The following is a 25,918-nucleotide window of genomic DNA, read 5'->3' as shown; positions in this document are numbered from 1 at the left end:
AACGGCAAAAGGGCGGGGCGGCTTAGTCCTTGTACGCGGGCAGGCTGAGCCCGCGCGAGATGGCCGCACCGCGCAGCGAGAAGCCGAGCAGCCCCGCGACCACCGCGGCGAGGAGGCTCGGCACCCCCGCGGTCACGAGCACCACGAACAGCCCCGAGGCGAAGGCGGCCGCGGTCACGTAGAGCTCGGGGCGCATCAGGATCGAGGGTTCGCCCGCGAGCACGTCGCGGATGATGCCGCCTACGCAGGCGGTCATGATCCCCATCACCACCGCGGGCAGCGGCGCCACCCCGTAGCGCAGCGCCTTGGACGCGCCATAGACGCTGTAGGCGGCCAGCCCGAGCGCGTCGAACCACAGCAGCGGGCGCTCGGAGGTGCGCAGCGCCTTGATGAACCAGGCCGCCATCGTCGCGGCGATGATGACCAGCAGCGTCTCGTTGTGGCGGACCCAGAAGACCGGCGCGCCGATCAGGAGGTCGCGCAGCGTGCCGCCGCCCACGCCGGTGACCAGCGCGAAGAAGAAGAAGGTGACCAGCGTCTGCTGTTTCTTGGCGGCGAGCAGCGCGCCCGACACCGCGAACACCGCGATCCCGACATAGTCGAGCGCGACCAGCGGTCCGGGCGGGATGGGCGGCAGGGGAAGGTCGATCGTCTGCATCGTTTTCATCGCCTAACCGAAAGCGTATGGCTGCACATCAACAATCTTGGGGCGCGAAAGGCGGCAGCGATGACGGACAAGCCGGGCGAGGACTGGGCAGCGGTGATGGCGCGGACGCAGAAGATGTGGATGGACGCGTGGGCCGAGACCTTCGCGGGCGCGGCCAAGGCCCCGGGGCTCGGGGTCGGCGCGGGCGGCGAGGAGGCGGGCGATCTTGCCGACGCGGGCGCGCGGGCGTGGGCGCAGGGGCTCGAGGCCTGGACCAGGATGCTCGGGCAGATGGAGGCGGCGGGGCACCAGCGCGACCGCCGCTTCGCCTCGCCCGAATGGTCCGACAACCCGCTCTTCGCCGGGATCAGGCAGGCCTATCTCGGCTGGAGCGCGCAGATGCTCGAGACGGTCGACCGGATCGAGGGGCTGGGCGAGGAGGAACGCGAGAAACTGCGCTTCGCCTGCCGCGAGATGGTCGATGCGATGAGCCCGGCCAATTTCGCGCTGACCAATCCCGAGGTGCTCGCCGAGGCGGTCGAGACGGGGGGTGACAGCCTTGCCAAGGGGATGAGCAACTTCTTCGCCGACCTGGCACAGGGCCAGCTCACGCAGAGCCCCGAGGGCGCGTTCGAGCTCGGCCGCAATCTGGCCACCACCCCGGGCAAGGTGATCTACGAGACCGAGCTGTTCCAGCTGATCCATTATGCGCCGACCACCGCGACCGTGCTCGAGACACCGCTGGTCGTCTTCCCGCCATGGATCAACCGCTTCTACATCCTCGATCTCACCCCCGAGAAAAGCTTCGTCAAATGGGCGGTCGACCAGGGGGTGAGCCTGTTCATGGTCAGCTGGAAGTCGGCCGACGCGAGCATCGCCGACATCGCCATGGACGATTATGTCGCCGCGCAGGTCGAGGCGATCGACACGGTGCGCGACCTGCTCGGGGTCGAGCGCGTCCATGCCATCGGCTATTGCGTGGCGGGCACCGTCCTCGCGATGACGCTCGCGCTGCTCGCGGCGCGCGGCGAGGCCGACAAGGTGGCGAGCGCCACGCTGTTCACCGCGCAGGTCGATTTCGAGGACGCGGGCGATCTCAAGATGTTCGTCAACGAGGAAACGATCGCCACGCTCGAGCAGCTGTCGGCCGAGACGGGGGTGACAGACGGGCGCGTGCTGGCGGCGACCTTCAACGTGCTGCGCGGGCGCGACCTCGTCTGGAACTATGTCGTCAACAATTACCTGATGGGCAAGGACCCGCGCCCGTTCGACCTGCTCCACTGGAACGGCGACGTCACCAACCTGCCGGCGCGCTGGCACATCGACTATCTCAAGCGGCTCTACCGCGACAACCTGCTAGTCGAACCCGGCGCGATCAGCATCGATGGCCACCCCATCGACCTGACGATGATCGAGACCCCGCTCTATGTGCAGGCCGGCGAGCAGGACCATATCGCGCCGCCGGGAAGCGTGTGGAAGATCAACGAACATGTGCGCGGCCCGGTGCGGTTCGTGCTCGCGGGGTCGGGCCATATCGCGGGGGTGGTGAACCCGCCGGCGGCGGGCAAATACCATTATTCGGTGCTCGCGCCGGGGGTCCCGGCGAGCGACCTCGCCGCGTTCCGCGAGAAGGCCGAGCGGCACGAGGGCAGCTGGTGGCCCGACTGGATCGACTGGCTCCGCGGGATCGATGCGGCCACGGTCGAGGCGACCGGCGCGCGGGTGCCCGGCAAGGGGCGGCTGAAGCCGATCGAGGACGCGCCCGGGCGCTACGTCAAGACGCGCTGAGCGCGCCGAGCGTTTGGCCCGGGCCGCGGAGTCGAGGTCAGAGCACACCGCCGCCGAAGATCAATCGCACGACCATTACCGCGCCGACGAACAGGTTGAGCCGGAACCCCGTGCGGCCCCGGCTCAGGAGCCCGAGCCCGGCGCCGATCACCGGGACGATGAGCCAGATCCAGTTGGTCCAGCCGAGGAAGGGCACGAGCCCGATCAGCGCGAGGACGAGACCGACGATGCCGAGGATGACGGAGAGAATGTTGAGCATGGCTCCGCTATAGGCGGCGTCCAGCTGTATTGCAAGACTAAGACGGCTGGCGTCGGCGGCGGCGCTCCTGCACCAGCGCTACGACATACAGGCCGATCGCGCTCCAGATGCAGGCGAAGGCCAGCGCGCGCGCGGTGGTGAACAGCTCGCCGAACAGGAAGACGCCCATCAGGAACTGCATGGTCGGGGCGAGGAACTGGAGGATGCCGAGCGTCGAGTAGGGCAGGCGGCGCGCCCCCTCGGTGAACAGGAGGAGCGGTACCGCGGTCACTGCGCCCGACACCAGCAGCAGCGCCATGTGCCAGTCGCTCGGCCCCCACAGCGGCTCGCCCGGGTCGCGCAGCCCCCACAGCCAGAGGATGGTGAGCGGGGCGAGGATGATCGTCTCGAGCAACAGCCCGGGGGCGGCGCCGACATCGACCTGCTTACGGAAATAGCCGTAGAAGCCGAAGCTGAAGGCGAGCGTGAGGGTGATCCACAGGTCGGTGAAGCTTGCCCCCGCGGCGAGGATTGCGATGCCGATGGCGGCAAGCCCGAGCGCACCCCATTGCAGCCGACCGAGTTGCTCGTGCAGCAGAAATCGGCCGATCAGCACGTTGATCAGCGGGTTGAGATAATAGCCGAGGCTGGTGGCCAGCACATGGCCCGAGTTCACCCCGAGGATGTAGACCAGCCAGTTGACCGCGATCAGCGCCGCGGTGAGCAGGAGGGTGGCGCGAACCCTGGGGTTGCGCAGCGCCCGGGCCAGCTCGTCGAGCCGGCCGCGCGCCCACAGCAGCAGCGCCAGCGGGGGGATCGCCCACAGGATGCGATGGGCGACGATATCGAGCGAATCGACCGGGATCAGCGCCTTGAAGAACAAGGGGATCAGCCCCCACAGCGCGAAGGCGGACAGCGCATAGGCGTAGCCGGCGCGGGACGGGTCGGACGAGGTCATCGGCGATGCGCGCTGCTGTGCCGCGGCGCGAATGTCAATCGCCGAGGTCCCCGCGGGCCGGGTGCGCGCCGATCGAACTGGTGCCCGAGCGCGATCGGTCCTAGGTTGCGAAGGATGGCCGGCGATGATCCCCTGCATGATCCCGACGAGGTGCGGGCGCATCTGGTCGGTGCGGCGCGCGCGCGGACCGCGCTGACCTATTCCGAATTGCTCGCGCACCTGGGGCACCGCTTCACCCGCCCGAAGATGCGCGCGCTGTGCAAGACGCTCGAAGCGGTCGACGCCGAGGCGCGCGGGCGCGGCGAACCCGAACTGGCGGTGCTGGTGGTGCGCGCCGCCGACGGCCTGCCCGGGCAGGGCTGGTGGGTCGGCGGCCAGAAGGGCTCCTACGCCGGCCCGTGGGAGGGGCCCGCCGCGGCTCGCCTGATCAAGCGGTTGCAGCGATTGGCCTTCGACTATTGGGCCGCGCGGGGCTAAGGGGCGAGCCATGAGTGACGATGTTCGCAATTTCACCGTCGAGGACGAGGATGACGGCATCCGCCTCGACCGCTGGTTCAAGCGGCACCTGCCGGGCGTGAGCTTCGGGACGATCGCCAAATGGGCGCGCACCGGTCAGCTGCGGCTGGATGGCGGGCGCACGACCCCGGGCGACCGGATCGCGACGGGGATGCAGATCCGCGTGCCCCCCGACAGCGACGCCGCCCCCGCCCAGCGCGAGAAGCCGACGGTCGACCTGAGCGACGACGAGATCGACGCGGTCGAATCGATGGTCATCGTCAAGACCCCCGACGCCTTCCTGCTCAACAAGCCGCCGGGGCTGGCGACGCAGGGGGGGACCAAGACCAAGCAGCATCTCGACCGCCTGCTGCACGGGCTCGACCAGGACGGGATGGGCAAGCCCAAGCTGGTCCACCGCCTCGACAAGGATACCTCGGGCGCGATCCTCGTGGCCCGCGGCCCCCGCGCCGCCGCGCACTTCTCCGCCGCCTTCCAGAACCGGTCGGCGCGCAAGGTCTACTGGGCGATCGTCACCGGGGTGCCCGAGGTCGCCGACGGGATCATCGACCTGCCGCTCGCCAAGCAGCCGGGGACCGGCGGCGAGAAGATGCATGTCGACATGGAAGAGGGCGCCCCCGCCAAGACCAAGATCCGCGTGATCGATCGCGCGGGCAGCCGCGCCGCCTTCGTCGAACTGCAACCGCTGACCGGGCGCACGCACCAGCTGCGCGCGCACATGGCGGCGGTCGGCCACCCGATCATCGGCGATGCCAAATATGGCGGCGCCGACGCGATGCTGACCGGCGGGATCAGCCGCAAGCTGCACCTCCATGCGCGGCGCCTCAAGATCGGCGCGCCCAAGGGCAAGGTGATCGATCGCACCGCCGACTTGCCCGCGCATTTCGCCGAGAGCCTTGCCAGCCTCGGCTTCGAGCCGCGCGATGGCGACAACCTCCCGCTCTCGAGCCCCGACCCGGGCAACAGCCTCGAGGCCAAGATCCGTCGCAAGAAGAATATCGCGAAGGATATTCGCAAGGGCCGCAAGGGCGAACGGCGCGCGCGCGCCGCGGGGCCGGATGCGCGCAAGGGCGGCAAGCCGGGGCGGCCGGGCAGGCCGGGCGCCAAGCCGGGGGGCAAGCCGGGGCGCAAGGGGCCGCCCAGGGGGCGCGGGCGATGAGCGTCAAGCTGGCGGTCTTCGATTGCGACGGGACGCTGGTCGATTCGGGCGCCACGATCCACGACGCGCTCGATACGGCGCTGCGCCACCACGGCCATCGCTGCCCACCGCGCAACGAGGCGCAGAAGGTGATCGGGCTCAGCCTCGTCGAGGCGATGCAGGCGCTGGTGCCCGAGGCCGATCACGACGCGCTCGCGGCGACCTACAAGCAGGCCTTCGTCGACCTGCGCGCCTCGGGCGCGGCGGCCGAGGATCCCTATGAGGGGATCGCGGAGCTGCTCGGCGCCTTCGAGGCGGCCGGCTGGCTGCTCGCGGTGGCGACGGGCAAGTCCGACCGCGGGCTTGCGCATATCCTCGAACAACACGGCTGGCGCGAGCATTTCATCAGCCTCCAGACCGCCGACCGCCACCCCTCCAAGCCGCATCCCTCGATGCTGCTCGAAGCGATGCGCGATGCCGGGGCCGAGCCGCCGCACACGGTCATGATCGGCGATACCGGGCACGACATGCGGATGGCGCGCAACGCCGGGGTCGGGGCGATCGGGGTGGCCTGGGGCTATCACGACGCGCACGAGCTGGCGGGGGGCGGGGCACATGCGATCGCGGCGCACGCCGGCGAGGTCCTCGCGCTGAGCGAGGGCTGGCGGCGGCACGGCTTCGCGGCGCCCGCGCCATGTCGGGACGCGCGACCATGACGCCGAGCGAGGACGATGCGCTGTGGAAGCGGCGCTTCGAGGCGTTCGCGCTGGTGCGCCTGTCGGGGCTCGTCTTCCTGTTCGGCGGCCTGATGGTCGCGCTGAAGAACCCGTTCGGCGAGGAATTCCCGGTGATCGGGACGCTGCTCGCCATCTCGGGCGCGGCCGACCTGCTGTTCGGCCCCCGGCTGTTGAAGAAGATCTGGGCGGAGGAAGACCGGTGAAACGTTTCTGGAAGGCGGTCGAGGTCGAGCGCGTCGAGGGCGGATGGACGGTGCGGCTCGACGAGCGCGTGCTCAAGACCCCGGCGCAGCAGGACCTCGTGGTACCGAGCGAGGCGCTGGCGCAGGCGATCGCGGCCGAATGGCGCGCGGTCGAGGACAAGGTCGATCCGCGCGCGTTGCCGATGACCGGGCTGGCCAATGCCGCGATCGACCGGATTGCGCCCGACAAGGAACGCTTTGCCGCCGAGCTGTCGGCCTATGCGGCCAACGAGCTCTTCTGCTATCGCGCCGACTATCCCCGCTCGCTGGCCGAGCGCGAAGAGGCCGAATGGGACCCGCTGCTCGACTGGGCGCGCGACCATTATGAAATCGACTTCGTCACCACCGCGCGGGTCATGCATGTCGAGCAGCCCCCCGAGACGATCGCCACCCTGGCGGCCGCGGTCGCGAACGAGGACCCCTTCGTGCTGGCCGGGCTGTCGCCGATGGTTCGCAACGGCGGCTCGCTCGTGGCGGCGCTCGCGGTGCGGCACGGGGCGGTTGCACCGCCCGCGGCGTGGGCGGCGACCGACTGCCATCGTCGCCACCAGGTCGAGCAATGGGGGGACGATCCCGAGGGCGAACGCGCGAGCGCGGCCAGGCGCGTGGACTTCATGACGGGGGCGCGCTTCCTCGAGCTGCTGTGAGCGGCGCCCCGTCCTAGTCGTTGGGGCGTTCAACCAGCTGGCGCACGAAGCGCGGCAGGTCGGGGCGGCGGATCTTCTTCAACCGCTCGGCCTCGATGATCTTCTTCACCTCGTCGAGGCACTGCGCGAAATCGTCGTTGACCAGCACATAGTCGTAGCTGAACCAGTGGCCGATCTCGCGCTCGGCGCGATGCATGCGACCGGTGATCACGTCCTCGCTGTCGGTGTTGCGCCCGCGAAGGCGTTTCTCGAGTTCGCCCATCGACGGCGGCAGGATAAAGATTGGCACCAGCTCGTGCCCGAAGGCGTAGACGAGCGCCTGCGTGCCCTGCCAGTCGATGTCGAAGAGGATGTCCTTGCCCTGCCGCAGCGCCTCCTTGATCGGCTCCTTGGGGCTGCCGTAGCGATGGTCGAAGACATAGGCCCATTCGGCGAATTCGTCCTGCTCGACCATGCGGTCGAACTCGGCATCGGAGACGAAATGATAGTGCTTGCCGTCGATTTCGCCGGGGCGCGGTGGCCGCGTGGTCGCCGAGATCGACATGGTGATGTTCGTGTCGTCGTGCATCAGCTGCCGACTGATCGAGGACTTGCCCGCGCCCGAAGGGCTCGACAGCACGATCAGCAGGCCGCGCCGGTTTTTCATCGCCAATTCCATCTTCGCGCCATGGCGGATGGGGCCGGGATGCGTCAACCCGTGGCGCTGCCGCGACGGGTGTTTGTGCATCGCAACAAAATCGCTTGAACCTTGCTGCGATGCAATATATATTGCGATGCAACATCACACGGAAAGGTGGGGTTATGGCAAAGGATCACGCGACCAAGGCGAAGGCTGCCGACACGGCGCCGACCGACAAGCAAGCGACGCCCGAGCCGGCCGAGAAAACGGCGGCTCCGGTCGATCCCTCGCCGGTGAAGAACGAAGCGGTTGCGACCCCGGCCGAGCCGGTCAAGGCCGCCGCCAGCAAGATCAATCGGAAGGCGGCCAAAGCGGCGGCCTCCGCGAAGAAACCGGCGGTGCGCAAGGCGGCATCCAAGCCCGCGCCCGCCGCCAAGAAGGAAGACACGATGACCAATTTTGACATGACCAAGTGGTTTGCCGGTTACGACATGCCCAACGCCGACAAGGTCGAGGAACTGTTCGCCAAGGCGGGCCAGCAGGGCGAGGAACTGTTCGCCAAGACCCGCGCCGGTGGCGAGGAACTGGCGCACATCGCCAAGGCCAATGTCGAGGCGATGATCGAGGCCTCGAAGATCGCTGCCTCGGGCGCCAAGGATATCGGCACCGAGCTGATCGAGGACGGGCGCACCCAGTTCGAGAGCGCCTCGGACAACCTGCGTCGGCTGGCCGAGGCCAAGAACCCGCAGGAATATGTCGCGATCCAGTCCGAACTGGCCAAGTCGCAGTTCGACCTGATGGTCGCCGAGACCGCCAAGCTGACCGAGAAGATGGTCAAGCTGGCGGGCGAGGCGATGCAGCCGGTCTCGAACCGCGCCAGCCTCAACGTCGAGAAGGTGAAGTCGATGATGGCCTAACGGCCGCTCGATTTTCGACCGAAAAGGAGGGCCGCCATCCCAAGCCGGGACGGCGGCCCTTTTTCATTTGCCACAAAGCGGAGCCTTGGTGGTTGCGACGCGTTCGCCGGTTGCCATATGTGGAGCATCATGAGTGACCTGAAGATCATTGTTGCGGGGCAGGACCATGTCGACGACACCGACGGCGAAGCCGGCGTCGCCACCGCCACGCGTCCCAAGACCAAGAAGCCGTCGAACTACAAGGTGCTGATGCTCAACGACGATTACACGCCGATGGAATTCGTCGTGCTCGTCCTCCAGCGCTATTTCAACATGGGGATCGACGACGCCACCCGGGTCATGCTCCAGGTCCACCAGCAGGGCGTGGCGGTCTGCGGGGTGTTTCCCTACGAGGTCGCCGAGACCAAGGTCAGCCAGGTGATGGATTTCGCCCGCCAGAACCAGCATCCGCTGCAATGCACGCTCGAGAAAGCGTGACCGCCCGACCTTGCGCTGCGCGGTGCGGGCGCTAAAGCCCGGTCATGGACTCTATCTGGATCGAAGGCGGCAAGCGGCTCGAGGGGAAGATCCCCATCTCGGGCGCGAAGAACGCCGTGCTCACGCTCATCCCCTGCGCGCTGCTCACCGAGGAGAAGCTCACGCTGTCGAACCTGCCGCGGCTCGCCGACGTCGACAGCTTCTCGCACCTGATGAACGAGCTTGGCGTCGGCACCGCCTTTGCCGGCAAGAAGGCGGGCGACAGCAACCGCACGATCACGCTCGATGCCAGCGAGATCGCCTCGACCGTCGCGCCCTACGAGCTGGTGCGCAAGATGCGCGCCTCGATCCTCGTGCTCGGCCCGATGCTGGCGCGGATGGGCGAGAGCACCGTCAGCCTGCCCGGCGGCTGCGCGATCGGCGATCGCCCGATCGAACTGCACCTGCGCGCTCTCGAGGCGATGGGGGCCGAGATCGAACTGGCCGAGGGCTATGTGAAGGCGGTGGCGCCGGGCGGCAAGCTGCCGGGGGGTGAATATACCTTCCCCGTGGTCTCGGTCGGCGCGACCGAGAATGCGGTCATGGCGGCGACGCTGTGCACCGGCACCACCCAGCTGTTCAACGCCGCGCGCGAGCCCGAGATCGTCGACCTGTGCAACTGCCTCGTCGCGATGGGTGCGTCGATCGAGGGCATCGGTTCGGGGCATCTCACCATCACCGGCGTCGAGGCGCTGCACGGCGCCGACTATGCGGTCATGCCCGACCGGATCGAGGCCGGCAGCTATGCCTGCGCGGCGGGGATCACGGGCGGCTCGATCGAGCTGGTCGGGGCGCGCGCTTCGGACATGCTGGCGACCACCAACGCGCTCGCCGCCGCGGGGCTGCTCACCGAATTCACCGACGCGGGGCTCAAGGTGTCGGCGACCGGCAGATTGCGGCCGCTCGCCATCTCGACCGCACCCTATCCCGGCTTCGCCACCGACATGCAGGCGCAGTTCATGGCGATGATGACGCTGGCCGACGGCGACAGCTATCTCGAGGAGACGATCTTTGAGAACCGCTACATGCACGTCCCCGAGCTGCGCCGCATGGGCGCCGAGATCGAGACGCGCGGGCGCAGCGCCATCGTGCGCGGGGTCGAGGGGCTGACGGGCGCCAAGGTGATGGCGACCGACCTTCGCGCCTCGATGAGCCTCGTGCTCGCCGGGCTCGCCGCCAAGGGCGAGACCGAGGTGCTGCGCGTCTACCACCTCGACCGCGGCTACGAGCGGCTCGAGGAGAAGCTGGCGGGCGTCGGCGCGACGATCGAGCGCCGCTCGGGCGGCTAGATCCCGACCTTCCCCAGCGCGTGCAGCCCGGTGCCGACGAGGCCGCCGACCAGCGTGCCGTTGATGCGGATATATTGGAGATCGCGCCCGACCGCGCCCTCGAGCCGCTCGGTGACCGTCGTCGCGTCCCACGAGCGCACCGTATCGGATACGAGCGTGACGATATTGTCGCCGTAGCTGGCCGCCATGCCGGCGGCGGCGCGGCGGGTGAAGCGGTTGATCGCGGCCTTGAGGCGCGCGTCGGTCTCGAGGCTGTGGCCGATCGAGCCGAGCACCTCGCCCAGCTGCCCCGCCATCGCGCCGTCGGGGTTGTGCGCGCCCTCGATGATGCCGGTGCGAAAGCGCTGCCACAGGTCGTCGAGCCACAGCGCGACCGACGAGTTCTCGATCGCGCGCACCTTCCATTGCTCGACCTTGGCCATCAGCGCGGGGTCGGTCTGCAGGTTGTTGGCAAGGTCGGCGAGCTGGTGCTCGATCTTGACGCGCACCGGGTGCCCGGGGTCGGCCTCCATGTCGCGGAAGAGCTTGCGCAGCCCCTCGACCAGCTGGTCGGCGATGCGCTCGTCCACGGTGGCGAGGCGCAGCAGCCAGCTGGTCCGCTTGTAGACCATGTCGCGGATCATATGCTCGTTGTCGTCGAGCGCGTTGGCGAGATAGGCGATGGCCTTTTCCATCGCCGGCAGGTGGCGATCCTCGTTGATCGCGACCGCGAGCGCGCGGCCGATCACGGGCGAGACGTTCATGCGCTTGAGGCGGGCCTTGAGCGCGTCCTTGGCGATGCCGCCGAGGCGTTCGTCATCGAGCCCCTCGAAGGCGTCGGCAATGAGGCGGCTCGCGCCGCTGCGCATCCGCGTCTCGCCCCCCGAGGGATGCGCGAGGAAGCGGCCGATCGCGCCCGCGACGTCGGTCTTGCGCATGCGCCGGGCGATCACCGGGGCGACGAGGAAATTCTCGCGGATGAAGCGCGACAGCGCGGTGCCGATGCGATCCTTGTTCTTGGGAATGATCGCGGTGTGGGGGATCGGCAGCCCGAGCGGGTGGCGGAACAGCGCGGTGACCGCGAACCAGTCGGCCAGCGCGCCGACCATCGCCGCCTCGGCGAACGCCTCGACCCATTCGAGCCAGGGATAGGCGGGCTCGAGCTGGCGCGAGCTGAAGTAGAGCAGCGCCATCAGCACGAGCAGCCCGGTCGCGAGCCGCTTCATCCCGCCTGCGCCCGGCTGGTCGGAGGAAAAACGCGAAAGGGGGACGGGGCCGCTCGCCATATCCTGCCCTAACGCACGATCGGGGAAAAGGTCACCCGCGCGCTATTCGGCCGGGAGCGCGGCGGGCGGCGGTTCCTCGCCCCCGGGTAGCCGCCGGGCCTCGTCGCGCGGATTGACGAAGCCGCCGAACTTGGCCGCGAGCCGTTTTTCCATGTCGATCGCGAGGCTGTAATAGGCCGGCACGAGGAGCAGCGTGAGCGCGGTCGAGAAGATCAGCCCCCCGATCACGGCATAGCCCATCGGCGCGCGCCACGAACTGTCGCCGTGCAGCGACAGCGCGATCGGGATCATCCCCGCGACCATCGCCACCGTGGTCATCACGATCGGCTGCGCGCGCTTGTGCCCGGCTTCGGCGATCGCCTCGTCCTTCTCCATCCCCTGGTTCATCATCTCGAGCGCGAAGTCGACCAGCAGGATCGAGTTCTTGGCGACGATGCCGAGCAGCATCAGCAGCCCGATGAACACCGGCAGCGAGATCTGCATGCCCGCGAGGTTGAGCGCCACCGCCGCGCCGAGCGGCGCGAGCAGGAGCGAGCCCATGTTGACGAAGGGCGCGAGGAAGCGGCGGTAGAGCAGCACCAGCACCGCGAAGACGAGCATCACCCCGGCGGCGACCGCGACCACGAAGTTGAACAAGAGCTCCTGTTGCCATTTCTGTTCGCCCAGATCGAGCCGCTGCACCCCGCGCGGCAGGTTCTGGATCGTCGGCAGCTGGTTGACGATCGCCCATGCCTCGCCCTGCTGGAGTTCGGGCACGAAATCGGTGCCGACCGCGATGCGGCGCTGCTGGTCGGTCCGCTGGATCGAGGTCGGCCCCGCGCCGAAGCTGATGTCGGCGACCGATTTGAGGGGCACCGAGCCGCCCGACTGGGTCGGCACCGGCAGGTTGAGCAGCGTATCGATATTCTCGCGCTCCTGCTCGGACAGCGAGACGGTGACCGGGATCTGGCGATCCGACAGCGAGAATTTGGCGCTGTTCTGCTCGACCTCGCCGATCGTGGCGATGCGGATCGTCTGGCTGAGCGAGGCGGTGGTCACCCCGAGGTCGGCGGCCAGGTCGAAGCGCGGGGTGATCTGGATCTCGGGGCGAATGTCGTCGCCGACGACGCGCGGCCCGACCAGTTCGGGGCGCTGCGCCATTTCCTCGGCGATCTGGTAGGCGGTCTGTTCGAGCAGTTCGGGATCGCTCGAGCCGAGATAGAAGGTGATCGCCTGCCCCGACCCCCCGGGGCCGCCGCCGCCCTGGCTCTGGAAGTTGACGCGGGCATCGGGGATGCGCGCGAGCACCGGGGCCAGTTCGCGTTCGTAGACGAAGCTTTCCTCGGGGCGGTCGTCCTTCCACACGATGTTGACGTTGCCGCTGGTGGTGAAGATCCGCTGGAAGACATTTTCCACCTGCGGATGGTCGTCGACCTCGTCGGCGACCCGCTCGATGATCGCGGCGGTCTGCTCGATCGTCGCGCCGGGAGGCAACGAGACGTTGATGCGCGAGCTGTCGCGATCCTCCTGCGGCGAGAATTGCATCGGCAGCTGCGCGAACAGGATGACGGTGAGCGCCAGCGTGAGGAAACCCCCGCCGACGGCGGCCATGCGATGGTCGCGGAACCGCGACCCCAGCCGCTTGAGCCGGTAGCGCGCGCGCGCCGCGAACGGGCTGTCGTCGAAACCGCGCAGCTTGCCCCACAGCCAGCCGACCGTCATCGTCAGCAGGCTGAGGATGCCGAGCAGGACGAGGAACTGCACCGAGCCCATCAGGATGGCGGCGACCGGCCCCATCGGCTCGGGCGCCTGCGCGGACTGCGAGACGATCAGCAGCGAGGACAGGACGAAGGCGAGCACGGCGGGAACGATCCGCGCCGCGAGCACCGGCGGCGCCTCGACGAGCGAGCCGCGGATGGCGCGCATCTTCTCCGACGAGATGGTCCAGCGCAGCACCTTCATATAGGCCTGCATGATCCGCCCGTTGGCATGCTCCTGCTCGCCGTGGGCGCGCAGGAAATAGGCGGCCATCAGCGGCGTGATCATGCGCGCCACGAGCAGCGACATGATCACCGCGAGGACCACGGTATAGCCGAAATTCTTGAAGAACTGGCCCGAGATGCCGGGCATCAGCGCGACCGGCAGGAACACCGCGACGATGGTCGCGGTGGTGGCCAGCACGGCGAGCCCGATCTCGTCGGCGGCGTCGATGCTGGCACGCCACGCCGACTTGCCCATCCGCATGTGGCGCACGATGTTCTCGATCTCCACGATCGCATCGTCGACGAGCACCCCGGCCACCAGCGCGAGCGCGAGCAGGCTGAGGAAATTGAGGTTGATCGACATCAGGTCCATGAAGAAGAAGGCGGGGATCGCCGACAGCGGGATCGCGACCGCAGCGATCACCGTGGCGCGCAGGTCGCGCAGGAACAGGAAGACCACCAGCACCGCGAGCAGCGCGCCTTCGATCAGCGCCTGCATCGAGCTGGTATATTGGGTCTTGGTGTAATCGACGTTGTTCGAGATCTCGATGAAGTCGACCCGCGGGTCCTCCTCCTCGATCTGCGCCAGCACGTCCCACCCGCTGTCATAGGCGGTCACGTCGGACGCGCCCTTGGCGCGGCTGAAGTTGAAGACGACGACTTCCTCGCCGTTCATCCGCGCATAGCTCGTCTGTTCGGAGGCGGCATCGCGCACGGTGGCGATGTCGCGCAGCCGCACGACCCGGCCACCCCCGGTCGCGATCTGCGTCTCGCCGAGCGCGGCGGCGGTCTCGGCATTACCGAGCACCCGCACCGACTGTTGCGAGCCGGCGATCTCGGTGCGCCCGCCGGCGGCGTTGATGTTGAGCTGGCGCAGCTGGTTGTTGACCGCCGCCGCGGTCAGACCCTGCGCCTGCAGCGCGCGCGGGTCGAGCGTGACGCGGATCTCGCGGTCGACCCCGCCGAAGCGCTGCACCTCGGCGATCCCCTCGACCCCGAGCAGCCGCCGATTGACGTCATTGTCGATGAACCACGACAGCTCCTCCAGCGTCATGTCGGTGGTGCGCGCGGCGATGAAGGAGAGGCTGTCGCCCGAGATGTCGATGCGGCTCACCCGCGGCTCGAGGATGCCCTGCGGCAGCGACCCGCGGACCTGGCTGATCGCATCGCGCACGTCGTTGACCGCGCGGTCGGTATCGGTGCCGATCTCGAACTGGACGAAGGTGTTGGACGAGCCTTCGTTGATGCTCGAGTTGATCTCGTCGACCCCCTCGATCCCGCGCACCGCGGCCTCGACCCGCTGGGTGATCTGGTTCTCGATCTCCTCGGGCGCGGCGGAGGGCAGGATGATGGTGACGTTGGCGGCCGGGAAATCGATGTCGGGGTTGTTGGTGACTTCCATCCGCACGAACGCGATGATCCCCGCGATGAGGAGCACGGTGAACAGCACGATCGGGGGCACCGGATTGCGGATGCTCCACTCGGAAATGCGGCGGAAGTTCACGGTCTTCTCTCCTAGCGCGCGGATTCGCGGACGGGCGAGACTTTGCGCCCTTCGGTCAGGAACGAGCCGGCGCGGCTGACCACCTGTTCGGTCCCGTCGATGCCGCTCGCGATCGTCACGCCGCGATCATCGACACTGGCGACGGTGACGTCGCGACGTACGACCTCGTTGTCGGCATTGACAATATAGACGAAATTCCCCCTCGCGTCGGCGAGCACCGCCGACTGGGGCAGGAGCGGGGCGGTGGTGGCACCGGCGCCGATCCGCGCCTCGGCGAACCCGCCGGGGCGGATCGCGGGATCGTAGGGGATGGCGATGCGCACCTCACCCTGGCGGCTCTGCGGGTCGATCACCGGGGAGACCTGCCAGACGCGGCCATCGAACTGGGTGTCGGTACCCGTCGGCACGATCAGCGCGGGCATCCCGACGCTGACCGCCGAGAGGTCCTCCTGGCTCAGCCGTGCGCGCATCTCCATCTCGCCCCCGCGCGCCATGCGGAAGGCATAGGGGGTGCCGGGGCTGACGACCTGCCCGACCTCGATGTTGCGCTCTAGGATGAGCCCCGCGGTGGGCGCGCGGATGTCGAGCAGCCCGATCGAGGCGCGGGTCTGGTTCAATTGCGCCTGCGCCACCGCGACGCGCGCGCGCGCGGCGTCGTAGGCGGCCTGCTTGCGATCGATGTCGGCCTGGCTGACGAAGCCGCGCTCGACCAGCGCCTGCGCGCGCTCGAGCTCGCTCTTGGCGAGGTCGGCATCGGCCTGCGCGGCGGCGATCTGCGCGCGCTGCTGCTGCGCGGTCTGCGTCTGCACCGAGCGCTCGATCGAGGCGAGCAGCTGGCCCTGGCGCACCCAGTTGCCCGCTTCGGCGAGGACGCGGGTCACGCGGCCCGATCCGGCCACGCCGACGGCCTGGTCGCGGCGCGCGGCGAGCGTGCCCGCGGCGATGATGGTGCGCCCGATCTCGCTCGTGCCGGGCACGATGACCGACACGCTGGGCGCCTGCCCGCCCCCTGCGGCGCCGGCGGCGCGCGGCCCCGTCGCGCCCTCTTCCTCGCCCGAGGAAAAGGCGAAATAGGCGGCCAGCAGCACCGCGAGCACGATCAGCCCGCCGATCAGGAAAGCCCGCCGCTTGCGCCGGTGGCGGGCCTGGTCCGCGACAGCGAGGCCGTCATCGAGCGCGAGTTCACGATTCATCGTCATATCCCTAAAATTTCCTCACGGCGGCCGCGGTCGCCCCGCCGTATCATACGGGTAGCACAGTTGCACCGCAAAAACATCGCGATCCTCCCGGCGGTCGAGGCGGTTCGACGAACGGTTGGAACCTTGTGCGCGGCAAATGATACTCTATCGTAACGATGCCCGGTAGCGGGCGCCCGCAAGCGGGTCCAGCACGATAAGGGAGAAGAACGCGATGTTGGCGGAATATAGCTGGTTCTGGTGGATCGTCATCGGCCTGATCGCGGGAGCGATCGCCAAGCTGATCATGCCGGGCAAGGATCCGGGCGGGTGTTTCGTGACCGTCCTGCTCGGGATCGCGGGGGCGCTGCTCGCGGGCTTCCTCGGCAAGGCGGTCGGCTGGTACGACGAGGGCGAGGGCGCCGGCTTCATCGCCGCGATCATCGGCGCGCTGATCATCCTCGGCGTCTATCGCCTGATCCTCAAGAAGCGCTGATTGCGTTCAGCCAGCGTTGCGGCGCGCCCTGCTCGACTGCGCGCGGGGCGGGCCGACGCTCGTGGCCCAGCAGAAGGAGGATTGCAGTGATGAGCAAGCGACTTGGAATGGTGCTGGCGCTGGCCGGCGCGGGGCTGGCCGGGGCCGCGGGGGCGAGCGCGCCCGCGGCGGCGCAGGAGGCCTATGCGATCGAGGTCGGTGCCGACCAGACCGTGCTCGACCTCGTGGTGCGGGGCACGACGACGCGCGTGCCCGACATCGTCACCATCTCGGCCGGGGTGACCAGCGAGGCGGGCAATGCGAGCGAGGCGCTGCGGCTCAACAGCGCGTCGATGCAACGGGTGGTCGAGGCGCTGCGCGACCTCGGGGTGGCGCGGCGCGACATCCGCACCCAGCAGATCAACCTCAGCCCGATCTACGAGGACCGTCGCTACGGCGGGGTGGCCAAGATCAGCGGCTATCGCGCCAGCAACATGGTGAGCGTGCGGTTCCGCGAGATCGAGCAGTCGGGACGCGTGCTCGACATCCTCGTCGGGGAGGGCGCCAACCAGATCAACGGGCCAAGCTTCGAGCTCGACGATCCCGACGAGGCGCTCGACGAGGCGCGCCGCGACGCGCTCGAGCAGGGGCGCGAGCGCGCCGAACTCTACGCCAAGGCGCTCGGCAAGCGGGTGGTGCGGCTCGCGCATTTCTCGGAAGGGCGCTCGCGCATGCCCTCGCCGATCGTGGTGACCGGGGCGCGCATGGAGATGGACGCGGCCGCGGCGCCGCCGATCGAGGCGGGCGAGCAGGAAATCGGGGTGAGCCTCGAGATGCGCTTCATCCTCGAGTAGCCGGGCGACCGGGCGCGCGGGCGCCGCGCGCGTCGCCCGGGCTGGCCACGAAAAAGGGCCGGGCGCCACGCGGCGTCCGGCCCTTTCGTTGGGGTCGGGGTGCGCGCTAGCGAACGCGACCGCGGCGCACGAGGTTGACGATCGCCAGCAGGATGATCGCGCCGAGCAGCGAGACCAGCAGGCTCGAGATCGAGAAATCGCCGGTGGTGATCGACCCGCCGCCGATGATCGGGGCAAGCAGCAGCCCGCCGAGGATCGCGCCGACGATCCCGACGACGATGTTGAGCAGGATGCCCTGCTGGGCGTCGGTGCGCATGACGATGCTGGCGAGCCAGCCGAGGATGCCGCCGACGATGATGATCAGGATCCAGGTAAGCATGATTTCTCTCCCTATGAACGGACGCCCGGCTTCTGTTGTCCGGTTGCGCCGAATCAAAGGCCCAAGGTCCGGATTGTTCCGCCCGCGACATCTTTCGCAAGCCGCGAAGAAAAACGGCCCCGTCAGGGAGATGACGGGGCCGTTCCAGGGAAGACGTTAAGTCTCGGGTACGCGGTTACTGTCGCTGCGGCGTCCTAGAAACGCTGCTGGCGCTCATACTGGTCGCGATACTGCTTGAGCCGGGTGACGCGCAGCCCGGGCATACCCGAGCGGTCGACCGCGCGCTGCCAGCTGGTGAATTCCTCGAGGCTGAGATCGTAGCGCTCGCACGCCTCGTCGACGGTCAGCAGGCCGCCCGCGACCGCGGCGACCACCTCGGCCTTGCGGCGCACCACCCAGCGCGTGGTCGAGGCCGGGGGCAGGCTGTCGAGCGTCAGCGGTTCGCCGAGCGGGCCAATCACCTGTGCGGGGCGGATTTCCTGGTTTTCGAGCATCGAATTCCTCAACTTGAAATGTCTCTCGTCACGGCCTTGATGTTTATTCGTGCCCCTTGAACAATTGGTCATGGGGGAAGGTTAACGACCCGCTTAACTATCCTTGCCGTGCGTTAACCGTGCGATGTCGGCGAACGCCCCCGACAGCTTGCCCTCGACCTTCTCTCCCGAGAGGAATCGCACCCGGTCGAGGTTGCGCCGGATGCGCGCCTCGAACCCGGGCAGACCCGCCTCGATCGTCTCGAGCGTGATCGGGGTCGCATCGTCGAAATCCCGTTCATGTCGCGCCAATGCCGGCCCCCTATTTTCGCCTCGTGGTTCGCAACCCCTATGCGAACAGGGTGAATTTCCGGTAAAGAAGCAGTCATGTCCCCCACTTTCGACCTTCCAGGCGCGCCCGCCGATGCGCGCATCGTCGTCGCCATGTCGGGCGGCGTGGATTCGAGCGTCGTCGCCTGCCTCGCCGCCCGCACCGGCGCCGAGGTGATCGGCGTCACGCTCCAGCTCTACGACCATGGCGAAGCGATGGCGCGATCGGGCAGCTGCTGCGCGGGGCAGGACATCTATGACGCCAAGATGGTGTGCGACCGCCTCGGCATCGCGCATTACGTGCTCGACTACGAATCGCGCTTCCGCACCGGCGTCATCGACAAGTTCGCCGACGACTATGCGGCGGGGCGCACGCCGATTCCCTGCTCGCAGTGCAACCAGGGGGTGAAGTTCGTCGACCTGCTCGCCTTCGCGCGCGAACTGGGCGCGACCTGCCTCGCCACCGGCCACTATGTCCGCCGCGTCGTAGGCGATGACGGCAAGCCGCAACTGTGGAAGGGGCGCGACCCGCGCCGCGACCAGAGCTATTTCCTCTACGGCACCACGCTCGACCAGCTCGATTTCCTGCGCTTCCCGCTGGGCGACCTGCCCAAGCCCGAGGTGCGGCGGCTGGCCGAGGAAGCGGGGCTCGAGGTCGCGGCCAAGCCCGACAGCCAGGACATCTGCTTCGTCCCCGACGGCGATTACGCCCGCCTCGTCAAGACGCTGCGCCCTGAGACGCAGGCGCCGGGCGAGATCGTCGGGCTCGACGGCGAGGTGCTCGGCGAGCATCCGGGCACGGTGCATTACACCATCGGCCAGCGCCGCGGGCTCGAGATCGGCGGGCAGCCCGAACCGCTCTATGTCGTGGCGATCGACGCGGCGGCGCGGCGCGTGGTGGTCGGCCCCAAGGCCGCGCTCGCGGTCGCGGGGGCGATGATCGAGGAGCTGAACTGGATCGGCGAGACGCAGGCGCTGGTGGACACCAAGGTGCGCAGCCTCGCGCCGCCGGTGCGCGCGCGGCTGTCGGACGGCGCGGTCCGGTTCGAGGCGCCCCAGTTCGGGGTGGCGCCGGGGCAGTCGGCGGTGTTCTACGAAGGCGAACGGCTGCTCGGCGGCGGCACCATCGCCGCCACCGAGCCCGCCGAGATGCTACCCGCCTAGTTGGAGGCGGGGCGGTCTTCGCTGCCGCCCTTGAGCGCCATGTAGCCGATCACCGCCTGCGTGCCGAGGACCGCGACCGTGTCGCCGGTAACCTTGAACCCGCCGGCGGCGCCGGTCGCGAGCGCAGTGCCGCTGGTGCTCGTCCCGCCGGCCATCGTGCCGCCTGTGGTGGTGACGCCATTGGTCGCGCCGCTCACGGTCGTTCCGGTCGTGGTCCCCGTCGTGGTAGGGCCAGTCGTGGTCGTGGCGCCATTGGTCGCGCTGCCCGCGGTCGTGCCGGTCGGGGCGTTTGCGGCGACGGTGTTGGTCGGAATAATTTTCGGCGCACAGGTGCCGCGACCCCCACCTTCCTTGGCATCTGCCGCTTTCTGAGCCTCTGTTCGCGTGTCGGGGTCTTCTGCGGCTTCGTCCATCTTGGCGGCCCAGAAAGCGATGGCTGCCTGGTCCTTAGCCAGCACGGCGTCGGAAAGGCGGTCCTGTATCCCCTGTGCGGTCGCATACCGTTCCCCGACAGGGCAAAGCCGTTCGGCGTGCGGGCGCGGGTCGTCGGCAGGCATTTTTTGGCAGACGACCGTTTGTTTTTGATAGGCGCCGTAGACCGTCTCGGGCGTCGACCGCCCGGGGACGTGCGCCCCGCAAGCCGTCATTCCCCCCTCGCTTGTCATCTGCGTAGCCGCGCCTCAAGGACAAACTGCCCGACGGCGGCAAGAAATTGCCCGGCGTGGCAATGGGGTCACGACATGGGGGGGCACGGCCATGGGAGCACGGCCATGGGAGCCCGGGGGGTCGCCGCAGCGCCCGCGCCCGGGCGCTACAGCAGGAATCGGCCCTCGATAACGGTGAGCGCGCGCCCGCCGAGCCGGAGCCGCTCGCCGTCCAGCGTGCAGGCAAGCGCGCCGCCGCGCGCGCTCGCCTGGTGCGCGCTGAGGGATGTCTTGCCGAGCCGTTCGGCCCAATAGGGGGCGAGCCCGGCATGCGCGCTGCCGGTGACCGGATCCTCGTCGATCCCGTAGGCGCTGGCGAACACCCGGCTGACGAAATCGAGATCGGGTGCCGCGCCCGGCGCGGTGACCATGACGAGCCCCGGAATGGCGCGCAGCGCGGCGAAGTCGGGGGCGAGCGCGCGCACGGCTTGCTCGTCCTCCAGCGCGGCGATGAACAGCGGCTCGGGGCCGGCGCGAAGCACAACCTCGGCCTCGGGGGCGCGCAGCGCGGCGCGCACCTCGTCGGCGCGCTCGGTCGGCGCGGCGGGCGCGAGCGGCAGGTCGAGCGTGAGCCGGTCGCCGCGGCGCGTGACGGTCAGCACGCCGGCCTTGCGGGTGCGGAAGCGGATCGCCTCGCGCTCGCCGATCAGGACATGCGCGGCGGCCAGCGTGGCATGACCGCATAGCGCGACCTCGGTGGTGGGGGTGAACCAGCGCAGCTCGAAATCGGCCTCCGCGGCGGCCGCGCAAGGCCAGGTGAAGGCGGTCTCCGACAGGTTGTTCTCGGCGGCGATCGCAAGCAGCTGGTCATCGCGCAAGGCAGGCCCGTCGAGCGGCATGACCGCGGCAGGATTGCCGGTGAAGCGCTGGTCGCCGACGGTGAAGGCGTCGACCTGATAGAAGGGCAGGGCGCGGGTCATGGCGAGGGCTCCGTCTCGTGGCCGGGGGTCTCGGGGCGCATGTCCTGTCCCGGCTCCTCGAGCCCCTTGGGGTCGGGGTGGATCAGCAGGTCGACCCCGGGGAACTCGGCATGGATGCGCGCTTCGATGTCATCCATCACGTCATGCGCCTCGGCCACCGTCATGGCGGGATCGAGCCAGATGTGGAACTGGGCGAAATCATGCCCTCCCGAGGTGCGGGTGCGCAATTCGTGGATGCCGTGAAGCTCGGGATGCGCGTTGATCATGGCGATGAAGCGGTCGCGCTTTTCATCGTCCCATTCGCGATCCATCAGCTGGTCGATGGCATGGCTCGCGCCGCGCCAGGCCCCGCGCAGCAGCCAGAGCGCGATGAGGATGCCGAAGACCGGATCGGCGAGCGGGACCCCGCCCAGCTGGTCGAGCGCGAGCGCGGCGATCACCGCGAGGTTGAGCAGGAGGTCCGACTGGTAATGAACGTGGTCGGTCTGGATCGCGACCGACCGCGTCTGGCGGATGACGTGGCGCTGGTAGGCCAGCAGCCCGAGGGTCACGAGGATCGCCACCGCCGAGACGCCGACCCCCAGTTCGAGCTCCTGCGTGCGCGCCCCCGAGCCGAAGCGCGCGATCGCGCGCCAGGCGATGCCGATCGCGCTGACCGAGATGAGGATGACCTGGAACAGCGCGGCGATGGCCTCCGCCTTGCCATGGCCGAAGCGATGCTCCTCGTCGGCGGGCATGGCGGCGTAGCGCACTCCGAAGAAAGTGACGAGGCTGGCGATGAGGTCGAGGGCGGTGTCGGCGAGGCTGCCGAGCATGGCGACGCTGTCGGTCGACCAGCTCGCCCAGACCTTGAGCGCGACGAGGAACAGCGCGACCGACACCGAAAGGATCGCGGCGCGGCTCGTCAGGCTGGCGCGCGCGCCGTGATGGTCGTGGCCATGGTCGTGCCCGTGCCCGTGCACCCCGCTCATGGGTAGAGGAGCCCCTCGTCCCAGCCCTCGGCGCTGCGGGTGAAGAGGATGCGGTGATGCATCCGCTCGGGCGTGCCTTCCCAGAATTCGATCCGCTCGGGCACAAGCCGATACCCCCCCCAATGCGCCGGGCGCGGCAGATCCCCCTCGGGATAGCGCGCCTCGAGCGCGGCGATGCGGTCGAGGAATACCTGCCGCGAGGGCAGCGGGCGGCTCTGGTCCGACGCGGCGGCGGCGAGCTGCTTGTCGCGCCCGCGGCTCTGGAAATAGGCATCGGCGGTGGCCGCATCGACCGGCTCGACCCGCCCCTCGATGCGCACCTGCTTGTAGGTCGATTTCCAGTGGAACGCGAGCGCGGCGCGCGTGTTGGCGGCGAGTTCCTCGCCCTTGCGGCTGTGCTGGTTGGTATAGAAGACGAACCCGTCGGGGCCGTGATCCTTGAGCAGCACGATCCGCACCGAGGGCGCCCCCCCGGGAGTCGCGGTGGCCAGCGCCATGGCATTGGGATCGGCGGGCTCGGCGGCGCGCGCCTCGGCGAACCAGTCGTCGAACAGGTGGAACGGATCCATGGCCATGGCGTAGGGGGCAGAGGAAAGGCTGGCAAGGCTGGCATTTTGCGCGCGGATCGGCTTTAGGACTGTTCTATGGACCTATATCAGCAACTGGGCATCTCGCGCGGGGCGAGCGAGGCCGAGATCAAGAAAGCCTATCGCAGCCTCGCCAAGCAGCTGCATCCCGACCGGAACAAGGACAATCCGGGCGCCGCCGAACGCTTCGGCAAGGTGACGGCCGCCTACGATATCCTGTCCGACAAGGACAAGCGCGCGCAATATGACCGCGGCGAGATCGACGAGAATGGCGACCCGCGCTCGCCCTTCGGCGCCGGCTTCGGGGGCGGCCACCCGTTCGGCGCGGGAGGCGGGCGACGCGCGCAGGGCTATCCCGGCTCGGGCGCGGGGCAGGCCGGGTTCGAGGAAGCCGACCTGTCGGACCTGTTCGAGGGCATCTTCGGCGGCGGGCGCCAGCGCCAGTCGCAGTCGCAGGCGGGCGGCTTCGGCGGGTTCGGGCGCCGCGGCCCCCCGCCCAAGGGGCAGGACGTCAGCTACCGATTGAGCGTGCCGTTCATCGACGCGGCCACGCTCGAGCCGCAGCGGGTCAAGCTGGCGGGCGGCAAGACGCTCGACCTGAAGCTGCCCCGCGGGGTCGAGGACGGGACCAAGATCCGCCTCGCCGGGCAGGGCGAGGACGGCCCCGGGGGCAAGGGCGATGCGATCGTGACCATCGCGATCAGCGGCCACAAGCATTTCAAGCGCGACGGCGACGACATCCGGCTCGACCTGCCGATCACGCTCAAGGAAGCGGTGCTCGGCGGCAAGGTGAAGGTGCCGACCGTCACCGGCGCGGTGACCATGACCATTCCCAAGGGGACCAGCGGGGGCACCGTGATGCGGCTCAAGGGGAAGGGTTTCTCGAAGAAGTCGGGCGGCCACGGCGACCAGCTGGTGACGCTCGAGATCGCCATTCCCAAGGGCGATGCGGCGCTAGAGGCCTTCGCGGCGCAATGGGACCATCCCGGCAATCCGCGCGCCGGGATGGGCGGGTGAGGCACTGATCAACCGATCGCCCCAGTCGCCCGAGGCGCGGCGGCGCCGGCTGGCCGCGCTCAAGGCCAGGTTCGGCTCCGAGGCGATCCGCCGGTTGCGCGACAGCGACCGCCCGTGGGAAGTGACCAAGCGCGTCGTCATCGGGGTCTATTCGGACGGCTTCATCCACGCCGGCAACCTTGCCTATATCTCGATGCTGGCGATCTTTCCCTTCATCATCCTGGCCACCGCGGTGGCGGTGCTGCTGGGCGAGGGCGGGGCCAGCGAGGGCGCGATCCTGACCGTACTGTCGCGCCTTCCCCCCAACGTCGCCGAAGCGCTCGCGGGGCCCCTGTTCGAGGTCTCGGCGCGCCGCCCCGGGCCGCTCCTGTGGTTCGGGGCGCTGGTCGGCCTGTGGACCACGGGCAGCTATATCGAGACGATCCGTGACGTGCTGCGCCGCGCCTATGGCGTGCGCATGGTCGCGCCCTTCTGGGAATATCGGCTTGCCTCGATCGGGCTGATCGTCGGCTCGGTCTTCCTCCTGATGATCGCCTTTGCCTCCTCGCTGACGCTGTCGAGCGTGCAGGCGCTGATCGAGACCTGGTTCCCGGTCACCCGCGAGGGCGCCGGACTGATCGCGCTGTTGCGGATCGTCCCCGCGCTCACGCTCTACGTCACCATCTACCTCGTCATCTGGGCGCTGACCCCGCTGCGCTACCGCAAGAAGAGCTGTCGCATCTGGCCTGGCGCGCTGGCGATCACGCTGTGGTGGCTGGTCACCGTGGCGCTCCTGCCCGAGGCGGTGCAACTGTTCGGCGGCTATGGTCGCACCTACGGCAGCCTCGCCGGCGCGATGGTCGCGCTCATTTTCTTCTACATCATCGGCTTCGGGGTGGTGATCGGCGCCGAACTCAACGCGGCCCTAGCGTCATCGGGCGACAAGGCGCTAAAGGGCGAACGCTATTCGGGGCCGCATGCGGACGAACTCGAGGTCGAGGACCCGGGCGAGGACGAGGCGGCGGACGAAGACGAACCGATCGATGAGGGGATCAAATGACCGGGTTGATGAAGGGCAAGCGCGGGCTGATCATGGGGCTCGCTAACAACAAGTCGCTGGCATGGGGCATCGCGCGGCAGCTGGCCGACCAGGGCGCCGAGCTGGCGTTCACCTATCTCGGCGATGCCCTGAAGAAGCGCGTCGGCCCGCTCGCCGCCGAACTCGGCAGCGACATCCTGATCGATTGCGATGTCGCCGACATGGACAATCTCGACCGCGCCTTCGCCCAGCTCAGGGAGCATTGGGACAGCCTCGATTTCGTCGTCCACGCGATCGGCTTTTCGGACAAGAACGAGTTGCGCGGCGGTTATGTCGATACCAGCCTCGAGAACTTCCTGATGACGATGAACATCTCGGCCTACAGCCTCGTCGCGGTCGCCAAGCGCGCGCGAGAGATGATGTCGGCCGGCGGCTCGATCGTGACGCTCACCTATTACGGTGCCGAAAAGGTGATCCCGCACTATAACGTGATGGGGGTCGCCAAGGCCGCGCTCGAGACCAGCGTCCAGTATCTCGCCGCCGACCTCGGCCCCGAAGGCATTCGCGTCAACGCCATCTCCGCCGGCCCGATCAAGACGCTCGCGGCGAGCGGCATCGGCGACTTTCGCTACATCATGCGCTGGAACGAGCTCAACGCGCCGCTGCGCCGCAACGTCACCATCGACGATGTCGGCGGGGCGGGGCTGTATTTCTGCTCCGACCTGTCGAGCGGGGTGACCGGCGAGGTGCACCATGTCGACGCGGGCTATCATGTCGTCGGCATGAAGGCCGAGGACGCGCCCGACATCGCGCTCGACTGAGCGCCGGGCGCGGCGAGCGGGTCGGCACGGCGCGCGCGGCGTGCCGTTC

30 protein-coding genes are annotated in these 25,918 nt (G+C 68.8%); 15 read left to right on the top strand and 15 right to left on the bottom strand.

Annotated elements, in window-relative coordinates; translation table 11 throughout:
* Positions 1-22 precede the first annotated feature (22 nt).
* Positions 23-658, bottom strand: coding sequence for a trimeric intracellular cation channel family protein (locus L8951_RS03385; RefSeq protein ID WP_244381583.1), 636 nt, complete (start codon positions 656-658; stop codon positions 23-25).
* Positions 659-727: 69 nt separating this feature from the next.
* Here L8951_RS03385 and L8951_RS03380 point away from each other — a divergent pair, with 69 nt between their 5' ends.
* Positions 728-2,434, top strand: coding sequence for a PHA/PHB synthase family protein (locus L8951_RS03380; RefSeq protein WP_244381582.1), 1,707 nt, complete (start codon positions 728-730; stop codon positions 2,432-2,434).
* A gap of 37 nt (positions 2,435-2,471) precedes the next feature.
* Here L8951_RS03380 and L8951_RS03375 read toward each other — a convergent pair whose 3' ends face one another.
* Complete coding sequence (locus tag L8951_RS03375) at positions 2,472-2,693, bottom strand: hypothetical protein (RefSeq protein WP_244381581.1); 222 nt, start codon at positions 2,691-2,693, stop codon at positions 2,472-2,474.
* Between the two features lie 37 nt (positions 2,694-2,730).
* On the bottom strand, positions 2,731-3,630 hold the full coding sequence (gene rarD / locus L8951_RS03370) for an EamA family transporter RarD (protein ID WP_244381580.1): 900 nt from the start codon (positions 3,628-3,630) through the stop codon (positions 2,731-2,733).
* A gap of 114 nt (positions 3,631-3,744) precedes the next feature.
* Here rarD and L8951_RS03365 point away from each other — a divergent pair, with 114 nt between their 5' ends.
* Genes L8951_RS03365 through L8951_RS03345 form a run of 5 tightly spaced genes read left to right on the top strand, consistent with a single transcriptional unit; the run spans position 3,745 to position 6,910 of the window.
* On the top strand, positions 3,745-4,107 hold the full coding sequence (locus L8951_RS03365; RefSeq protein ID WP_244381579.1) for a ribose-phosphate pyrophosphokinase: 363 nt from the start codon (positions 3,745-3,747) through the stop codon (positions 4,105-4,107).
* A gap of 10 nt (positions 4,108-4,117) precedes the next feature.
* On the top strand, positions 4,118-5,305 hold the full coding sequence (locus L8951_RS03360; protein WP_244381578.1) for an RluA family pseudouridine synthase: 1,188 nt from the start codon (positions 4,118-4,120) through the stop codon (positions 5,303-5,305).
* The gene (locus L8951_RS03355; protein WP_244381577.1) at positions 5,302-6,000 is read left to right on the top strand and encodes an HAD-IA family hydrolase; all 699 of its coding nucleotides are present in this window, start codon (positions 5,302-5,304) and stop codon (positions 5,998-6,000) included. Before L8951_RS03360 ends, L8951_RS03355 begins: the two co-directional genes overlap by 4 nt.
* Entirely contained in the window at positions 5,997-6,224 is a 228-nt protein-coding gene (locus L8951_RS03350) for a hypothetical protein (protein WP_244381576.1), read from the top strand. Before L8951_RS03355 ends, L8951_RS03350 begins: the two co-directional genes overlap by 4 nt.
* Positions 6,221-6,910, top strand: coding sequence for an ATP12 family chaperone protein (locus tag L8951_RS03345; protein ID WP_244381575.1), 690 nt, complete (start codon positions 6,221-6,223; stop codon positions 6,908-6,910). Before L8951_RS03350 ends, L8951_RS03345 begins: the two co-directional genes overlap by 4 nt.
* Before the next feature lie 13 nt (positions 6,911-6,923).
* Here L8951_RS03345 and gmk read toward each other — a convergent pair whose 3' ends face one another.
* Together gmk and L8951_RS03335 are read right to left on the bottom strand one after the other, a co-directional pair.
* The gene (gene gmk, locus L8951_RS03340; protein WP_244381574.1) at positions 6,924-7,556 is read right to left on the bottom strand and encodes a guanylate kinase; all 633 of its coding nucleotides are present in this window, start codon (positions 7,554-7,556) and stop codon (positions 6,924-6,926) included.
* Between the two features lie 166 nt (positions 7,557-7,722).
* On the bottom strand, positions 7,723-7,995 hold the full coding sequence (locus L8951_RS03335; RefSeq protein WP_244381573.1) for a hypothetical protein: 273 nt from the start codon (positions 7,993-7,995) through the stop codon (positions 7,723-7,725).
* On the opposite strand from L8951_RS03335, the gene L8951_RS03330 reads away from it, so the two are divergent.
* The 3 genes from L8951_RS03330 to murA all read left to right on the top strand — a co-directional run bounded on the left by L8951_RS03330 (position 7,979) and on the right by murA (position 10,251).
* Positions 7,979-8,446 (top strand): phasin family protein, encoded by a 468-nt coding sequence (locus tag L8951_RS03330; RefSeq protein WP_244381572.1) that lies wholly within the window; start codon positions 7,979-7,981, stop codon positions 8,444-8,446. The genes L8951_RS03335 and L8951_RS03330 overlap by 17 nt on opposite strands.
* Before the next feature lie 129 nt (positions 8,447-8,575).
* Complete coding sequence (gene clpS / locus L8951_RS03325; RefSeq protein ID WP_244381571.1) at positions 8,576-8,923, top strand: ATP-dependent Clp protease adapter ClpS; 348 nt, start codon at positions 8,576-8,578, stop codon at positions 8,921-8,923.
* 44 nt (positions 8,924-8,967) lie between these two features.
* Positions 8,968-10,251 carry a UDP-N-acetylglucosamine 1-carboxyvinyltransferase gene (gene murA, locus L8951_RS03320; RefSeq protein WP_244381570.1) on the top strand — a complete coding sequence of 428 codons (1,284 nt, stop codon included), beginning with the start codon at positions 8,968-8,970 and terminating at the stop codon, positions 10,249-10,251.
* On the opposite strand, the gene L8951_RS03315 is transcribed toward murA, so the two are convergent.
* Genes L8951_RS03315 through L8951_RS03305 form a run of 3 tightly spaced genes read right to left on the bottom strand, consistent with a single transcriptional unit; the run spans position 10,248 to position 16,174 of the window.
* Complete coding sequence (locus L8951_RS03315; RefSeq protein ID WP_244381569.1) at positions 10,248-11,516, bottom strand: DUF445 domain-containing protein; 1,269 nt, start codon at positions 11,514-11,516, stop codon at positions 10,248-10,250. The genes murA and L8951_RS03315 overlap by 4 nt on opposite strands.
* A gap of 42 nt (positions 11,517-11,558) precedes the next feature.
* Positions 11,559-14,981, bottom strand: a complete 3,423-nt coding sequence (locus L8951_RS11605; protein ID WP_244381568.1) for an efflux RND transporter permease subunit — start codon at positions 14,979-14,981, stop codon at positions 11,559-11,561.
* A gap of 11 nt (positions 14,982-14,992) precedes the next feature.
* Positions 14,993-16,174, bottom strand: a complete 1,182-nt coding sequence (locus tag L8951_RS03305) for an efflux RND transporter periplasmic adaptor subunit (protein WP_244381567.1) — start codon at positions 16,172-16,174, stop codon at positions 14,993-14,995.
* Between the two features lie 217 nt (positions 16,175-16,391).
* On the opposite strand from L8951_RS03305, the gene L8951_RS03300 reads away from it, so the two are divergent.
* Both L8951_RS03300 and L8951_RS03295 read left to right on the top strand, forming a co-directional pair.
* Positions 16,392-16,652, top strand: coding sequence for a GlsB/YeaQ/YmgE family stress response membrane protein (locus tag L8951_RS03300; protein ID WP_244381566.1), 261 nt, complete (start codon positions 16,392-16,394; stop codon positions 16,650-16,652).
* A gap of 89 nt (positions 16,653-16,741) precedes the next feature.
* Positions 16,742-17,485, top strand: a complete 744-nt coding sequence (locus tag L8951_RS03295; RefSeq protein ID WP_244381565.1) for an SIMPL domain-containing protein — start codon at positions 16,742-16,744, stop codon at positions 17,483-17,485.
* A gap of 106 nt (positions 17,486-17,591) precedes the next feature.
* Here L8951_RS03295 and L8951_RS03290 read toward each other — a convergent pair whose 3' ends face one another.
* The 3 genes from L8951_RS03290 to L8951_RS03280 all read right to left on the bottom strand — a co-directional run bounded on the left by L8951_RS03290 (position 17,592) and on the right by L8951_RS03280 (position 18,649).
* Positions 17,592-17,864, bottom strand: a complete 273-nt coding sequence (locus L8951_RS03290) for a GlsB/YeaQ/YmgE family stress response membrane protein (protein ID WP_244381564.1) — start codon at positions 17,862-17,864, stop codon at positions 17,592-17,594.
* Positions 17,865-18,058: 194 nt separating this feature from the next.
* Complete coding sequence (gene sciP / locus L8951_RS03285) at positions 18,059-18,358, bottom strand: CtrA inhibitor SciP (protein ID WP_244381563.1); 300 nt, start codon at positions 18,356-18,358, stop codon at positions 18,059-18,061.
* A 93-nt stretch (positions 18,359-18,451) separates the two neighbouring features.
* Positions 18,452-18,649, bottom strand: coding sequence for a hypothetical protein (locus L8951_RS03280; protein ID WP_244381562.1), 198 nt, complete (start codon positions 18,647-18,649; stop codon positions 18,452-18,454).
* A 75-nt stretch (positions 18,650-18,724) separates the two neighbouring features.
* Here L8951_RS03280 and mnmA point away from each other — a divergent pair, with 75 nt between their 5' ends.
* The gene (gene mnmA, locus L8951_RS03275; protein WP_244381561.1) at positions 18,725-19,831 is read left to right on the top strand and encodes a tRNA 2-thiouridine(34) synthase MnmA; all 1,107 of its coding nucleotides are present in this window, start codon (positions 18,725-18,727) and stop codon (positions 19,829-19,831) included.
* Here the strand turns inward: mnmA and L8951_RS03270 are convergent.
* The 4 genes from L8951_RS03270 to pdxH all read right to left on the bottom strand — a co-directional run bounded on the left by L8951_RS03270 (position 19,828) and on the right by pdxH (position 23,001).
* Positions 19,828-20,478 (bottom strand): hypothetical protein, encoded by a 651-nt coding sequence (locus L8951_RS03270; RefSeq protein WP_244381560.1) that lies wholly within the window; start codon positions 20,476-20,478, stop codon positions 19,828-19,830. The two genes, mnmA and L8951_RS03270, sit on opposite strands and share 4 nt — an antisense overlap.
* A 164-nt stretch (positions 20,479-20,642) precedes the next feature.
* Positions 20,643-21,455: a PhzF family phenazine biosynthesis protein gene (locus L8951_RS03265; RefSeq protein WP_244381559.1), complete on the bottom strand. Its 813-nt coding sequence runs from the start codon at positions 21,453-21,455 to the stop codon at positions 20,643-20,645.
* Positions 21,452-22,426, bottom strand: a complete 975-nt coding sequence (locus L8951_RS03260; RefSeq protein ID WP_244381558.1) for a cation diffusion facilitator family transporter — start codon at positions 22,424-22,426, stop codon at positions 21,452-21,454. The genes L8951_RS03265 and L8951_RS03260 overlap by 4 nt, the downstream gene beginning before the upstream one ends.
* Complete coding sequence (gene pdxH, locus L8951_RS03255) at positions 22,423-23,001, bottom strand: pyridoxamine 5'-phosphate oxidase (RefSeq protein WP_244381557.1); 579 nt, start codon at positions 22,999-23,001, stop codon at positions 22,423-22,425. The genes L8951_RS03260 and pdxH overlap by 4 nt, the downstream gene beginning before the upstream one ends.
* Before the next feature lie 69 nt (positions 23,002-23,070).
* On the opposite strand from pdxH, the gene L8951_RS03250 reads away from it, so the two are divergent.
* The 3 genes from L8951_RS03250 (at position 23,071) to fabI (ending at position 25,869) form a co-directional block, all read left to right on the top strand.
* Complete coding sequence (locus L8951_RS03250; protein ID WP_244381556.1) at positions 23,071-24,030, top strand: DnaJ C-terminal domain-containing protein; 960 nt, start codon at positions 23,071-23,073, stop codon at positions 24,028-24,030.
* A 94-nt stretch (positions 24,031-24,124) separates the two neighbouring features.
* Entirely contained in the window at positions 24,125-25,069 is a 945-nt protein-coding gene (locus tag L8951_RS03245) for a YihY/virulence factor BrkB family protein (protein ID WP_244381555.1), read from the top strand.
* A complete protein-coding gene (fabI, locus tag L8951_RS03240) occupies positions 25,066-25,869 on the top strand; it encodes an enoyl-ACP reductase FabI (protein WP_244381554.1) in 804 nt (267 codons plus the stop codon). Before L8951_RS03245 ends, fabI begins: the two co-directional genes overlap by 4 nt.
* Positions 25,870-25,918: the final 49 nt, after the last annotated feature.

The organism is Sphingomicrobium astaxanthinifaciens, assembly GCF_022865105.1.
Classification (GTDB): Bacteria; Pseudomonadota; Alphaproteobacteria; order Sphingomonadales; family Sphingomonadaceae; genus Sphingomicrobium; species Sphingomicrobium astaxanthinifaciens.
This window is presented reverse-complemented; position numbering and strand designations above follow the sequence as displayed.